This is a genomic window from Albidovulum sediminis (genome assembly GCF_025380365.1).
In the GTDB taxonomy this organism is placed as follows: Bacteria; Pseudomonadota; Alphaproteobacteria; order Rhodobacterales; family Rhodobacteraceae; genus Albidovulum; species Albidovulum sediminis.
In genome coordinates, this window is the sequence record NZ_JAOCQF010000001.1 from 1,547,347 (window position 1) to 1,560,532 (window position 13,186).

Sequence of the window (13,186 nt, forward strand, 5' to 3'; positions counted from 1 at the left end):
TGGGGCGTTTACGGGGGGGGGCGGATCAGCCCGAGGTCAGCATGCCCCGTTCCTTCGCCAATTGCTTCATCCGCGCTTGCAGCTTCTCGAACGCCCTGACCTCGATCTGGCGGATGCGTTCACGGCTGACGTCGTAGCGCGCCGACAGGTCTTCAAGCGTGACCGGATCGTCGCGCAGGCGCCGTTCGATCAGGATGTCGCGCTCCCGCTCGTTCAGCGTGTCCATCGCGCGTTCCAGAAGCGCGCGGCGCGCATCCATTTCTTCCGCCTCGGCGAAGGCGCCGGCCTGGTCCGCGTCCTCGTCCTCGAGCCAGTCCTGCCACTGGCTGCCGCCATCCTCGGACCCGACCTGCGCGTTGAGCGAGGCGTCCGAGCCCGCGAGGCGCCGGTTCATGTCGATCACCTCGCCCTCGGTCACGTTGAGGTCCCGGGCGATCTGGGCGACGTTTTCAGGCCTCAGGTCGCCCTCTTCCAGCGCGCCGATCTTCGACTTGGCCTTGCGCAGGTTGAAGAACAGCTTCTTCTGCGCCGAGGTCGTGCCCAGCTTGACCAGGCTCCAGGACCTGAGGATGTATTCCTGGATCGAGGCGCGGATCCACCACATCGCATAGGTCGCCAGCCGGAACCCACGTTCGGGATCGAAGCGCTTGACCGCCTGCATCAGGCCCACGTTGGCCTCCGACACGACCTCGGCCTGCGGCAGGCCGTAGCCGCGGTAGCCCATGGCGATCTTGGCGGCGAGGCGAAGGTGAGAGGTCACCAGCCGGTGCGCGGCCTGCGGATCCTCGTGGTCCGCCCAGCGCTTTGCCAGCATGTATTCCTCTTCCGGCTCCAGCAGCGGAAACTTGCGGATCTCCTGGAGATACCGGTTCAGCCCCTGTTCGGGGCTGGGCGCGGGAAGGTTGGCATAACTCGTCATTCTGACCCCACTTGTCCCATCGGACCCGTGAAACTAGGTCCGCGTTCGTTGATCTGCAAGACGTATCGGGCACGCCTGGCACAGATAGTTTAACGTCAGATGACCATCGCTCCGTCGCGATGCGAGGATTGTGTCACCCCGCTCACAGGCTTGTCAGGCGTGTTACGCCGCGCCCAGCGCGGACAGCAGGCCCGCCATGTCCGCCGGCAGCGGGCTTTCGAAGTCGAGCCGCTCGCCGCTGACCGGGTGGTCAAAGCCCAGCGTGGCGGCGTGCAGCGCCTGACGGGGAAAGGCCGTCGCCGCTTCGGCCGCCGCATCGCCCACCGCGCGCGCCGACAGCTTGCGGCGCCCGCCGTAGGTCTGGTCGCCGATCAGCCCGTGGCCCACGTGGGCCATGTGCACGCGGATCTGGTGCGTCCGCCCGGTTTCCAGCCAGCATTCGACCAGCGCCGCGACGGGCGGCACGCCGAAGCTTTCGATCACCCGGACCCGCGTCACCGCATGGCGCCCGCCGTGGAACAGCACCGCCTGGCGCTGGCGGTCGGTCTTGTGGCGCGCAAGCTGGGTGGTGATCTTCAGGATGCCGCCCGGCTCGAAGCTGGTCCCCTTCACCCCGTGCAGGCGCGGATCGTTCGCATCGGGCACGCCGTGAACAACGGCCAGATAGCGCCGCGTCACCGTGTGCTTTTCGAACTGCTTGGCAAGCGCGTGGTGCGCCCGGTCCGACTTCGCCACCACCAGAAGGCCGGTCGTGTCCTTGTCGATCCGGTGGACGATACCCGGCCGGCGTTCCCCCCCGATCCCCGACAGCGTGTCGCCGCAGTGATGCAGAAGCGCGTTGACCAGCGTGCCCTCGTGCGAGCCCGGCGCGGGATGGACGACCATGCCGGCGGGCTTGTCGATCACGATCAGGTCGGCGTCTTCCCAGACGACGTTGAGCGGGATCGCCTCGGCCCGCGTCTCCACCGCCTCGGCCGGGCCGAGGGCGATCTCGTAGACCTCGCCCGCCGCGACGCGGGCCTTGGGGTTGTCGATCACCTGACCCGCGCGGGAAACCGCCCCCTCGGCCAGAAGCCTGGCCAGCCGCGACCGCGACAGCGCCGCTTCCTCTGGCACATCGCGGGCCAGCGCCTTATCAAGGCGGTCGGGCGGGTTTTCCCCGATCGTCACGCTCAGGATACGGTCCGAAAGGTCAGACATGAACGATGCTCCGGAGACCGGGACGGGTGTCAGCCCCGCCGATCTGAGATTTCTCAAAGGGCTCGTCACGGTTCTTGCCGGGACGATGGTTGTCGGCCTGATAGCGGTGATCGTGCTGCTTGTCATCCGCCTGCAGGCGATCCCGTCGCAGGCGCCGCTGCTGCCCGACACGGTCAGCCTGCCCGACGGCGTCACCGCCGGGGCGATCACCTTCGGGCGCGGCTGGTACGCGGTGGTGACCACGGACGACCGCATCCTGATCTTCGACGCGGAAAGCCACGCGCTTCTGTCCGAAACGCAGGTGACCCTGCCGGAGTAGCGCCCGCCCGGCGTGGGCCCCCAGCCGTTCGCCATCCCGCGCTTCCCCCGTCGTGGGGGAGGGAGAGGGCCATCCGGGCAGTGGGGGCCAAAGAGCCCCTGCGTTCACCGCGCTTCAGGGCCGGCGCGCTCGCTCCCCTCCCAGGCGGCGACGCCTGCGGGCGGAAGGACGCGTCCGCCGATCAGGAACCGCGCGCCCGCGGGGGCCGGGGCCGTGGCGGGGTCCGGCCCGTAGTTGAAGGCAAAGGTGACCTCGCCCCGGCGGGTCAGGCGGATGTCGCCCAGGTCGGGTTGCCAGGCCACCCCCGCCCAGTCGAGCGCGCCGGTGATGACCGGCAAAAGCCCCTCGGGCGGCATCAGCGCGGCCAGATAGCGCGCGCGGTCGTTGCCCAGAAGCGCCGGGCTCCCGCCGCGATGGTCGCCCGCGAAGGTGGCCAGCACCTCCTCCCGCGTCTCGACCGTCTCGCGCCAGCGGTGGGCGGGCAGCGCAAGGTTGCCCAGCATCACCGTCTCGGCGTGGTAGCCGGGCAGGCTTTCCACCCGGCTCACCCGCATGTCGAGCATCGCGCGCAAGGGGCCGGGGGCCAACCCCTCGGGCGTCTGCATCTCTGCGGTCTTCGACCCCGACCGCGGGCCGAACAGGATCTTCGCGCCCGCGGCCTTCACCCGGCCGAGGAAGCCCGCGTCCGCCATGATCAGGTCGGGCGCCAGGATCAGGTCATAACCCTCAGGGTCCGAATGCTGGCCGATGATGTCGACCTCTACCCCGTGCCGCCGCGCCGCCGCATACCAGTCGAGCGCGACGTGGGCGGGGTTGCAGCCCTGCCCCTGCGGCAGCGCCTGCCCCGCCCAGCGCGAGGGATAGTCGAGCACCAGCGCCACCCGCGCCTGCGCGCGGGGCGGCAGCGGCGGCAGCGCCTGCGCCTCGGCCACCACCGCCGCCACCTCGTGAAACGCCTGGTCGGGGGTGGAGTCGGGGTGAAGCAGGCCCGTGTGATACTGTTCCTGCGCGAAGGGCGCCTGGCGCCAGCGGAAGTAGCTGACCATCTCGCAGCCATGCGCGAAGGCAAGCCAGGTCCAGAGCCGCACCATCCCGTCCCGCGGCGCGGGGTTCGCCACCGCCCAGTTGACCGGCCCCGGCTGCTGTTCCATCACCCAGACCCGCCCCCTCCCGACGGCGCGGTAAAGGTCGTGGTTGAACGCGGTCTGGTCGGGGTCGCCGGTGCGCAGATAACGCGCCTTCATCGCCTCGGGCAGGCGTCCGTGGACAAGCCCGCCCAGCGGATACACATCCCAGGATGCCAGGTCGAGATCCTCGCCCACCGCGAAATGGTCGAAATCCGTGTTCTGGTTCATGTAGTTGTGCGTCACCGGCCGGCCGGGGCTCAAGCGCCGGATGATCCCGACCTGGGCGCGGTTGAAGCTGCGCACCTGGTCGGAGGAAAAGCGCAGGAAGTCGACGCGGTGGGTAGGCGAGGGTTCCTCCACCAGGTTGTTGGGCAGCTCGATCTGGCCGAAATCGCTGTAGGCCATCGACCAGAAGCTGGTGCCCCAGGCCCGGTTCAGCGCGCCGATGGTGCCGTAGCGGGCGCGAAGCCAGTCACGGAACGCGGCCAGGGCTGCGGGCGAGTAGGAATGGACGGTGTCGTGATCGCCGTACTCGTTGTCGGTCTGCCAGGCCTGGACATGCGGATTGCGGCCATAGCGTTCGGCGACCGCGCGGGTGATCCGCGCCGCCTCCTCGCGGTAGCGGGGGGAGGAAAAGCAGTAGTGCCGCCGCGCGCCGAACTTCCGGACCGTGCCGTCCGCCGCCACCGGCAGGATGTCGGGGTGAAGGTCCACCAGCCACTTGGGCGGTGCCGCCGTCGGCGTGCAGAGGATGACCTTCAGCCCGGCGCTCCCCAGCACCTCCACCGCCCGGTCGAGCCAGCCCCAGTCGAACCGGCCCGGCGCCGGTTCGATCCGCGCCCAGGCGAATTCCGCGATGCGGACCCAGGTCAGCCCCAGCGCCACCATGCGCGCCGCATCCTCGGCCCAGAGGCTCTCGTCCCACTGTTCGGGGTAGTAGCAGACGCCAAGCGCCGGCCCGCTCATGCCCCGCCCCCGGCGGCAAGGTCAGCGAAGGCCACCTCGAGCGCGTCGATCAGGATGTCGGCCTCGGCCCGGCCGAAGACCATCGGCGGCTTGAACTTCAGCACGTTGTCGAACGGCCCGTCGGTCGAGGCGAGCACTCCCTGCCGGCGGATGTGGTTGACGATCCACCCCGCTTCCGCCGTCGCCGGTTCCAGCGTCGCCCGGTCGCGCACCAGCTCGACCCCGGAAAAGAGCCCCCGCCCCCGCACGTCGCCGATAAGCGGATGGCGCGCCGCCATGTCGCCGAAGCGGGCGAGCATGTAATCGCCGGTCTCCAGCGCCCTGGCCTGCAGCCCCTCGCCCTCGATCACGTCGAGAACCGCCATGCCCACCGCCATCGACACCGGGTTGCCGCCGAAGGAGTTGAAGTATTCCATACCGTTGGCGAAGCGCGCCGCAAGATCGGGCGTGGTGACGACGGCGGCCAGCGGGTGGCCGTTGCCGATCGGCTTGCCCATCACGACGATGTCGGGCACGACGCCCTGCAACTCGAACCCCCAGAAGGCGGCGCCAACGCGCCCGAAGCCGCATTGCACCTCGTCGGCGATGCAGACCCCGCCCGCCGCGCGGACATGGGCATAGGCGGCCTTCAGGTAGCCGTCGGGATAGACGACTTGCCCGCCCACGCCCGAGATGCTTTCGGCGATGAAGGCCGCGGCCGGGGTGCCGGTCTTGGCCCGCACCGCCTCCAGGCAGCGCGCCACGTCCCCGGCATAGGCGCGGCCCGAGGCTTCGGACATGCCGCGGTGGGTGCCGCGGTAGGGGTCGGGAAAATCGGCGATCTCGACGAAGTCCGGCTGCGGATAGCCGCCCTTGCGCTTGAACTTGTAGGGGCTGACATCGACCATCCCGCCCGAGTTCCCGTGATAGGCCCAGTCGAGCACGACGGTTGATTTCTTGCCGATCGCGGTCCGCGCGATGCGCAGTGCCAGCTCGTTCGCCTCGGTCCCCGAGTTGACGAAATAGGCCACGCGCAGATCGCGCGGCAAGGTCGCCGTCAGCCGTTCGGAGAAGTCGAGAATCAGCTCGCTCAGATACCGCGTGTTGGTGTTGAGGCGTGCCGCCTGTCGGGCGATGGCCGCCACCACGTGGGGGTGGCAATGCCCGACATGGGTGATGTTGTTCACCGCATCCAGGTAGCGCCGACCGGTGTGGTCGATCAGCCACGGCCCCTGCCCCCGCACCATCTTCAGCTTCTCGGCGTAGGAGATCGAGAGCGAGGGGCCGATCGCCCGCGCGCGGCGCGCAAGAAGCTTCTCCGGGGGATGCGGATCGACGGCAAAGCTTTCGGGCGCGAGCCGCAGGATCAGGTTGGCGTCGGGGATGACGTCGGACCAGACGTCCCACAGGCTTTCGTGCCCGACGCCGAAGAAGTTGCCGGCCTGCGACAGCATGTCGGTCATGATCTGGAAATGCAGGTGCGGCGCCCAGCCGCCGTTTTCGTGCCAGTCGCCGAAATGCGCGACAAGCTGGCCCGCCGCGACCTGCTGGCCGGGACGGAGCAGTTCGGGCAGGGTTCCCGCGAGGTGGCCGTAGAGGGTAAAGAAGCGCACGCCGCCGGGCGCCTCGTGCTCCAGGATCAGCGTGTGGCCGTAGTCGAGCGGATCGGCGTTGTAGGTGACCGACAGCACCCTGCCCGAGAGCGGCGCGAAAACCTCGGTTCCCTTTGGGGCGAAGATGTCGATGCCGGTGTGGCGCGTGCGCCGTTCGGGGCTGGCGGCATCGGCGAACTGGTCAGTCGCATAGACCGACCGCCGCTCGCCATAGGGTCCGAAGCCGAGGAAGGCGACATTGGCGGGCAGGCTTGCCGGGCGCTGCGCCGCGAACCAGGCGTCGAAGGCGCGGTCGGAAAAGGCGGGCATCTCCGGGTGCGTGCCGTCGGTCAGAAGTGCCAGGCGGGCCGCACGGCCGGGGTCGGGCCGGACGACCGGGGCGACTGCGGCACCGGCCAGAAAGCCGCGCACCGCCGCCACCCCGCGCGTGGCGTCGAAACCCGCCGCCTTGCGGCAGAGCGCCACCATGAACTCCGCGTCGATCCGGCCCAGCCGCTCCAGCAGCGCGAAGGCGGGGCGCTGGCTGATCGTCAGGTAGTCGTTCCCCGGATGCTCCCGCGCGCGGCGGGAGGAGATACAGACGCTCATCGCCAGGCGCATCCGCATCAGGTCGTAAAGCACCTCCGCCTCGTCCTCGGTGATCGCGAACTCGGCCACGTGGCCCGCGATCATCGCCCGCATCGCGGCGTAAAGGTCGGGCGCGTCGAGCAGCGCATAGGCCATCGCGATCGCCAGTTCGTTGATGGTGCGGCCATGGGCCATGTCGCCGAAGTCGATCAGCCCCGCCACGCGGTCGGGGTTCGCGGCATCGACGATCACGTTGTTGTCGTTCGCGTCCTGATGCAGGACCGAGGCGCGCAGGCCGGCCAGGCGCGGCGCGATGCGGGTCCGGTAGCGCGCGAATAGCCCCGCCACCAGCGCCCGGCGTGCGGGATCGGCGATGTCGGCCACCCAGCCCTCCACGCCACCCGCATTGTCGAGCGACCAGAGGAAATCGGCGCGGAACGCCGCCGGGTGGCCGAAGCCCTGCATGGCGCGGGTAAAACGCCCCACGAACGCGCCGAGGCTTTCAAGCTGCGCCAGGCTGCGCGGCGCGGCGGACAGGAGTGGCCCCTCGACCCAGGTCACCAGCCGGACCGCGCCGGGACCGTGGCCCGTCTCCTCCTCCGCCGCGTCGGCGCCCGCAAGCGTCGGGATCAGCCGCGGGATCCCCTCCATCCCCTGCCCTTCGAGGTGCCGGAGCACCGCCGCCTGCAGCGCAAGCTGCCCCCGATCCTCGCCCGCGTTCGACAGCTTCAGCACGAAGCGGCGCCCCTCGGCATCGAGCCGCGCGTTCTGGTCGCGCTCGGAGATGAGCGGGCGGAGCGAGCCGGACAGGCCCCAGTGGCGGCGAACGAACGTGGCGAGCGTTTCGACGTCAAGGGCGGGCGGCGGGGTTTCGAAGGCGGACATGGGGATCTTTCGTCTTGGCAGGGTCAGGGATGAAGGCGGTCGTCGGACCGGACGATGAGGTCGGGCACCAGCAGTGTCTGGAGCGTCTCTGCCGGCTCACCGGCGATGGCACGCAGGATGTGGTCGCCGAGAAGCGCGGCGGGGCGGGCGATCGGCAGGTAGAAGGTGGTGATGGGCGGGGTGAAGTAGGCGGAGATGTTGAGGTCGTCGCTCGCGTGGATGACCGCGTCGCGGCCATGGACCAGCCCCGCCGCCGCAAACCCCGAAAGCGCGCCAAGCGCCACGGCCTCGTTCGCGCAGACGTAGGCCGTGGGCGGGTCGGCCAGCGCGGACAACGTCAGAACCTGCGCCCGGCCGAATCCCGGCGTCAGGCGGCCATGGGCGACCAGTGCGGGGTCGAAGGGCAGACCCGCCCCGGCCAACGTGGCGCGGTAGCTTTCCAGCCGCGTCACCGCGTAGGAGAGATGCGCGGGCGGGTTGAGCAGCGCCGCGCGGCGGTGCCCGGCCGCGATCAACCGCGCCATCGACCGGCCGATGACCGCCGTGTTGTCGGTATCGACGAACGGGTGCGGCGGACTCAGGTGCGTGGTGCCGTAGGTGACGAAGGGCAGGCCCCCATCCTGAAGGAGCCGCACCCGGGCGTCGTCCGGCTGCGTCCCGGCCAGCACGACCCCGTCGGCCAGCCGGTTCGTGGCGATGCGCGCCGTCGCCTCGAGCGCCTCGTCGTCATCGCGCACCGGGAACAGGGCGATCCGGTAACGGGTATGCTCCACCGCGCGCGACAGGCCCGACAGGAGCAGCGCGTATTCCACCCCTTCCCATTCGTCGCTGTCCGGCCCCGGCGCGGGCAGGATCGCCGCGATCTGATAGGTCTTGCCGGTGCGCAGCTGCACCCCGTGCAGGTTCGTGGCATAGCCGACGCGCCGCGCCGCATCCTCGACAAGGCGGCGTGTCTCGGGGCGGACATGCGGCGACTGGCGCAGCGCCTTGGACACGGTCGCCGTCGAAAGCCCGGTCAGGGCGCAGATCGTCCTGATGGTCGGCCGGCCTGCGGAACGCCCGGTCATCTGCCTGCCCTTCGGGTGCCGCCAGCACAAGGCGGGGTGAAGTTAAACGTTTACGGCGATCAGCATATAAACGATTACATCTTCCGCAACCGATTCCCGAAGCGCGCGCCCGGCCACGGAAATGAATCGTTGACAGCCCGGCGAAGCCCATGAAAAAACGATTTTATCGCGCCACCGGACAACAGAATTCCGGGCCGCCTGGGGGAGATGGCACCGCATGACGGTCCGGTTTTCAGCTACCGACAACGGCCCGCGCCGTCCGACGGTCAAGACGCTGGCCGAACTGACGGGCTATTCCATCGCGACCGTCTCCAAGGCGCTGCGCGACAGCCCCGCCGTCACCAGCGAGACCAAGGCGCGCATCCGCGCCGCGGCCGAGGAAATCGCCTATGCCGCCAACCCGCGGGCAGCCTCGCTGCGCACCGGCAAGACGATGCAGGCGGCGGTCCTGGTGCCGGTCTCGGTCGCCGCCGGCAGCGAGTGGAACGGCGTCGAATATGCCGAGATCCTGTCGGGCATCGCGCAATCGCTCGAAGGATCGCCCTACCAGCTTTCGGTCCACATCGTCCGCGATGCCGAGGACGGGCGCACCACCGCCGAACGCATCGTCACCCAGGGGCTGGCCGACGGCATGATCTTTTCGGGCATCCTCGTGCGCGATCCGCGCATCGACTTCCTGACCGGGCGCGACTTTCCCTTCGTGTCGCTCGGTCGCACCGCGCAGTCCCGCGGCTATGCCTATGTCGACATCGATTCCGGCTGGGTCGCGGCCGAGGCGACGCGGCGCCTGATCGCGGGCGGCCACCGGCGCATCGCGCTCATCAACCCCGAGGGGCGCTATGCCTATGCGCAGGAGCGGATCGAGGGTTTCCGCGCCGCCTTCGCCGAGGCGGGGCTTCCCGGCTGCGACGACCTCATTGCCGAGGGCGACCTGACCGCGCGCTTCGGCCGCGACAGCGCCCTTCGCCTGGCCGCGGGGGACGCCCCGGCCACCGGCTTCGTCTGCGTGAACGAGCCGACGACACTGGGCGTACTGGCCGGTCTGCGCGACCTGGGCCTGTCGGCGGAAACCGATGTCTCGGTCATCGCCTATGACGACCTCAACGTCTCGGGCTACTTCTCGCCACCCCTGACGACCCATTTCCAGCCGGTGGAGGAGTTGGGCCGCGCGCTTGGCGCGTTCCTGATCCGCCGCATGGCCGGAGAACCGCCGGAGGCCCTTGTCAAGGTCTTCCGGCCCCGACTGATCGCCCGGAGGCCCGACCGTCTGGCCGCCGCGTGACCTGAAAGCACCCAGCAAAGGAGACTGACATGAAATCCACCCTCATCGCCGCTGCAATGGCCGCGCTCAGCTTCACCGCAGCGCAGGCGGCGGACCTCGGCGGCGCCCACCTCAAGGTCGGGTCCGACACCACCTATCCGCCGATGGAAACCATCGACCCGGCCACCGGGCAGGTCGTCGGCTTCGACGTCGACGTGATCAACGCCATCTGCGAGCGCGTCAACTGCACCGCCGAATTCGTCACCACCGCCTGGGACGGCATCTTCGGCGCGCTCCAGCAGGGCGACTTCGACCTCGTCGCCTCGGGCGTCTCGATCACCGACGAGCGCAAGCAGACGATGGACTTCACCGACCCCTACATCATCGTCAGCCAGTCGATCATGCTGCGCGTCGAGGACGAGGGCCTGACCATCGAGGACTTCAAGACCAAGGGGCTGAAGCTGGCCTCGCAGACCGCGACCACCAACGCCACACTGGCCGAGGAACTGGTGGGCCGCGACAACATCGCGCTTTACGACAGCTTCGCGACCGCCGTTTCGGCGCTCCAGAACGGCGATGTCGCCGGTCTGGTGATCGACGGCACCTCGGCCGCCGCCTACGAGAAGGAATTCGCGGGCGAGCTGATCGTCGGCATCACCGGGCTTCAGGCCGACCCGCTGGGCTTCGTGTTCCAGAAGGGCGACGAGCGGGTGGCAGCCTTCAACGAGGGACTGGCCGCGATCCAGGCCGATGGCACGCTGGACGCGCTGGTGGCCAAGTACTGGGGCACCGAGTGACCTGACCCGTCGGGTGCGGGGGCCGGCCGGGTTCGGCCCCCGTCACCGCTTCCTTCTCCGGTTCCGCCGGAACCGGAGCCAACTCGCTGCCGCGCAACCAAGGCCCGTGCATGAAAAGCATTGCCCGCATCCGCCCGTCGAACCTCGTCATCCTGTCGGCGCTGCCCTTCGTCATCTACCTGTTCACCATGGTTCCGAACTACCGCCGGTCGATCGTGTCCATCGTCGGGATCGAACGCGGTGCGCCGCAGCTGTTCGTCGATTTCGTCACGGTGATGGCGATCCTGATCCTGGGGCTGGTGTTTCCCTTTCTGGCGCGCGGCAACGGGGTGCTTGAGGGGCGACGACGGATCGTTGCCCTGACGGCCGTTCTGGCCAACGTCCTTCTCGCCGCGGCCGTCGCGGCCTATGGCGACGTGTCGCAGCTGATGGGCTCGATCATCGCCAACGCGGTCGATGCCGAAACCTCGGACCTGGTGGCAAAGGGCGTATCGCCCCGCGACCTGACCCCCGAAGGCCATGCGATCGTGGCCGCGGCAACAGCCTACCACGTCTGGCAGTATCTTGCCGCCACGGCGGTCCTGGCGCTGCCGGTGATCGCGCATCTGACGGCGGGCGGCATGCAGACGCCGGCGCGCTGGGCGGCGCGGGGCATGGTGCTCCTGAACGGCGCGGCCTTCGCCTACCTGATCCTGGGCGCCCACCTGGGCTTTGCGGCGGGCCTGTTCACCACGCTGCGCGCCGGGATATTCGGCTACATCCTGGCCTGCTGCCTCGGGCTCCTCTGGGCGGGCCTTCTGCATGTCACGCCGACCGCCCGAACGATCCGCAACTGGTCGATCGCCTGTGTCCTCAGCTTCGCCGTCTCGGCCGTCTTCTGGGCCCAGCCGCATACCTCCTACGTGCTGGTGGGATCGCTCGACAAGCGTGTCGCGATCATCAAGGGCACCCCTAAGACGCTGGTGGACACCGTCCGGTTCGGCCAGTTCGACGAAACCCTGACCCAGGAAATCGGGGTCCGTTCGGCGGCGAGCCCGGAACAGGCGGTGGACCTGCTGGCCAAGGGCGATCAGGTTTCCGGCGCACTGCTTCCCGCCGAATTGGCGCCGGCCGACAAGCCGGTGCTGTGGGAAACCAGCTTCCTGCCCGCGCGCTTCCAGCTTCCGGCCGTGTTCCTTCTGGTCGGCGGCCTGCTCCTGTCTCTCCTGACCTTCTCGGCCTGGCAGCATGGGCGGCACCCGCTGTCGGTCTCGGCCGAGTTCTTCATCGACACCGTGCGCGGGATCCCGATGCTGGTCATCATCCTGTTCGTCGGCCTGCCCTTTGCCGGCTCGCTCAAGGATGTCTCGGGCGGGGCGATCGACATGCCGAACGTGCTCAGGGGCGTGATCGCGATCGCCATCGGCTATTCCGCCTATCTGGCCGAGATCTTCCGCGCCGGCATCGACGCCGTGCCGAAGGGCCAGATCGAGGCGGCGCGCTCGCTCGGGCTCAACAACTACAAGGTCGCGCGGCTCGTCGTGCTGCCGCAGGCGTTCCGCATCGTCCTGCCCGCGCTCGGCAACGAGTTCATCGCGATCCTCAAGGATACCTCGCTGCTCTCGATCCTGTCGGTGCGCGACGTGACGCAGCGGATGCGCGAATTCCAGTCGGCGAGCTTCCTGCCCTTCGCGCCCTTCAACTCCGCCGCGATCCTCTACGTCTTCCTGACGCTGGCCGCGGCAAGCCTCATCGCCTCGATCGAGCGGCGCTTCGATGTCAAGAGCCGCTGACCCCGGCGGCCCGGCGGAGGCGCCGGGCCGTTCGCCCGTCGTCCTGATCACCGGCGCGAACCGGGGCCTTGGCCGTGCCCTGGTTCAGGCCTTCGCCGCCGCGGGCGCGCAGGTGCTGGCCGCCTGCCGCACCCCGCAGGCAACCACCTTCGCCGATGACGGGGGCCGCGTCCGCGCCCTGCCGCTCGACATGGGCGACCCGGCCAGCATCGAGGGGCTGGCGGCGGCGCTGGCCGGACAGCCGCTCGACATCCTCGTGAACAATGCCGGCATCCGCGGGGCGATGGGCGGGATCGACACGCTGACGCCGGCCGATTTCGCCGAGGTGATGGCGGTCAACGCGCTGGGCCCGCTGATCCTGACGCGCGCGCTGCGCCCCAACCTCATGGCCGGCCGACACCGCACCGTGGCGATGATCTCGTCCAGTTCCGGGTCGATGACGGAGGGGCTGGACGACGACGGCGACTACGCCTACCGCGCCTCGAAGGCGGCGCTCAACATCCTGACGCTGAAACTCGGCTACGACTTCCCCGACCTGACCTGCCTGCTGTTCCATCCCGGCTGGGTCGCGACAGAAATGGGCGGGCCCGAGGCCACCATCGACGCCGACACCGCCGCGGCCGGTCTGGCCGGGCTGATCCTGTCCGCCACGCCAGAGGACAGCGGCAGCTTCCGCAGGTGGAACGGCGAGCCGATGGGCTGGTAGGTCGCCCC

General features: G+C 69.5%; 10 protein-coding genes. 5 read left to right on the forward strand and 5 right to left on the reverse strand.

The window, feature by feature from the left end; translation table 11 throughout:
• Positions 1 to 25: 25 nt before the first annotated feature.
• On the reverse strand, positions 26 to 919 hold the full coding sequence (gene rpoH, locus N5I32_RS07755; RefSeq protein WP_261494826.1) for an RNA polymerase sigma factor RpoH: 894 nt from the start codon (positions 917 to 919) through the stop codon (positions 26 to 28).
• A gap of 162 nt (positions 920 to 1,081) precedes the next feature.
• Positions 1,082 to 2,119, reverse strand: a complete 1,038-nt coding sequence (locus tag N5I32_RS07760; RefSeq protein WP_261494827.1) for an RluA family pseudouridine synthase — start codon at positions 2,117 to 2,119, stop codon at positions 1,082 to 1,084.
• Between N5I32_RS07760 and N5I32_RS07765 the strand changes: the two genes are divergently transcribed.
• Positions 2,118 to 2,438 carry a DUF6476 family protein gene (locus tag N5I32_RS07765; RefSeq protein ID WP_261494828.1) on the forward strand — a complete coding sequence of 107 codons (321 nt, stop codon included), beginning with the start codon at positions 2,118 to 2,120 and terminating at the stop codon, positions 2,436 to 2,438. The two genes, N5I32_RS07760 and N5I32_RS07765, sit on opposite strands and share 2 nt — an antisense overlap.
• Positions 2,439 to 2,542: 104 nt before the next feature.
• On the opposite strand, the gene N5I32_RS07770 is transcribed toward N5I32_RS07765, so the two are convergent.
• The 3 genes from N5I32_RS07770 to N5I32_RS07780 are packed head-to-tail and all read right to left on the reverse strand — an operon-like array spanning position 2,543 to position 8,642.
• Positions 2,543 to 4,531, reverse strand: coding sequence for a beta-galactosidase (locus tag N5I32_RS07770; RefSeq protein ID WP_261494829.1), 1,989 nt, complete (start codon positions 4,529 to 4,531; stop codon positions 2,543 to 2,545).
• Entirely contained in the window at positions 4,528 to 7,575 is a 3,048-nt protein-coding gene (locus N5I32_RS07775) for an aminotransferase class III-fold pyridoxal phosphate-dependent enzyme (protein ID WP_261494830.1), read from the reverse strand. Before N5I32_RS07775 ends, N5I32_RS07770 begins: the two co-directional genes overlap by 4 nt.
• A gap of 23 nt (positions 7,576 to 7,598) precedes the next feature.
• Entirely contained in the window at positions 7,599 to 8,642 is a 1,044-nt protein-coding gene (locus tag N5I32_RS07780) for a substrate-binding domain-containing protein (RefSeq protein ID WP_261494831.1), read from the reverse strand.
• 217 nt (positions 8,643 to 8,859) lie between these two features.
• Between N5I32_RS07780 and N5I32_RS07785 the strand changes: the two genes are divergently transcribed.
• The 4 genes from N5I32_RS07785 to N5I32_RS07800 all read left to right on the forward strand — a co-directional run bounded on the left by N5I32_RS07785 (position 8,860) and on the right by N5I32_RS07800 (position 13,178).
• Positions 8,860 to 9,924: a substrate-binding domain-containing protein gene (locus tag N5I32_RS07785; RefSeq protein ID WP_261494832.1), complete on the forward strand. Its 1,065-nt coding sequence runs from the start codon at positions 8,860 to 8,862 to the stop codon at positions 9,922 to 9,924.
• A gap of 29 nt (positions 9,925 to 9,953) precedes the next feature.
• Positions 9,954 to 10,700 (forward strand): transporter substrate-binding domain-containing protein, encoded by a 747-nt coding sequence (locus N5I32_RS07790; protein WP_261494833.1) that lies wholly within the window; start codon positions 9,954 to 9,956, stop codon positions 10,698 to 10,700.
• A gap of 110 nt (positions 10,701 to 10,810) precedes the next feature.
• Entirely contained in the window at positions 10,811 to 12,472 is a 1,662-nt protein-coding gene (locus N5I32_RS07795) for an amino acid ABC transporter permease (protein ID WP_261494834.1), read from the forward strand.
• Positions 12,456 to 13,178, forward strand: coding sequence for an SDR family oxidoreductase (locus tag N5I32_RS07800; protein ID WP_261494835.1), 723 nt, complete (start codon positions 12,456 to 12,458; stop codon positions 13,176 to 13,178). The genes N5I32_RS07795 and N5I32_RS07800 overlap by 17 nt, the downstream gene beginning before the upstream one ends.
• The last annotated feature ends 8 nt before the right edge of the window (positions 13,179 to 13,186 follow it).

Excerpts from the sequence above, each read along its gene's own strand:
- N5I32_RS07795 (WP_261494834.1), top strand. The coding sequence starts at position 10,811 with ATGAAAAGCATTGCCCGCATCCGCCCGTCGAACCTCGTCATCCTGTCG.
- N5I32_RS07780 (WP_261494831.1), bottom strand. The coding sequence starts at position 8,642 with ATGACCGGGCGTTCCGCAGGCCGGCCGACCATCAGGACGATCTGCGCC.
- N5I32_RS07790 (WP_261494833.1), top strand. The coding sequence starts at position 9,954 with ATGAAATCCACCCTCATCGCCGCTGCAATGGCCGCGCTCAGCTTCACC.
- N5I32_RS07770 (WP_261494829.1), bottom strand. The coding sequence starts at position 4,531 with ATGAGCGGGCCGGCGCTTGGCGTCTGCTACTACCCCGAACAGTGGGAC.
- N5I32_RS07785 (WP_261494832.1), top strand. The coding sequence starts at position 8,860 with ATGACGGTCCGGTTTTCAGCTACCGACAACGGCCCGCGCCGTCCGACG.
- rpoH (WP_261494826.1), bottom strand. The coding sequence starts at position 919 with ATGACGAGTTATGCCAACCTTCCCGCGCCCAGCCCCGAACAGGGGCTG.
- N5I32_RS07775 (WP_261494830.1), bottom strand. The coding sequence starts at position 7,575 with ATGTCCGCCTTCGAAACCCCGCCGCCCGCCCTTGACGTCGAAACGCTC.
- N5I32_RS07765 (WP_261494828.1), top strand. The coding sequence starts at position 2,118 with ATGAACGATGCTCCGGAGACCGGGACGGGTGTCAGCCCCGCCGATCTG.
- N5I32_RS07760 (WP_261494827.1), bottom strand. The coding sequence starts at position 2,119 with ATGTCTGACCTTTCGGACCGTATCCTGAGCGTGACGATCGGGGAAAAC.
- N5I32_RS07800 (WP_261494835.1), top strand. The coding sequence starts at position 12,456 with ATGTCAAGAGCCGCTGACCCCGGCGGCCCGGCGGAGGCGCCGGGCCGT.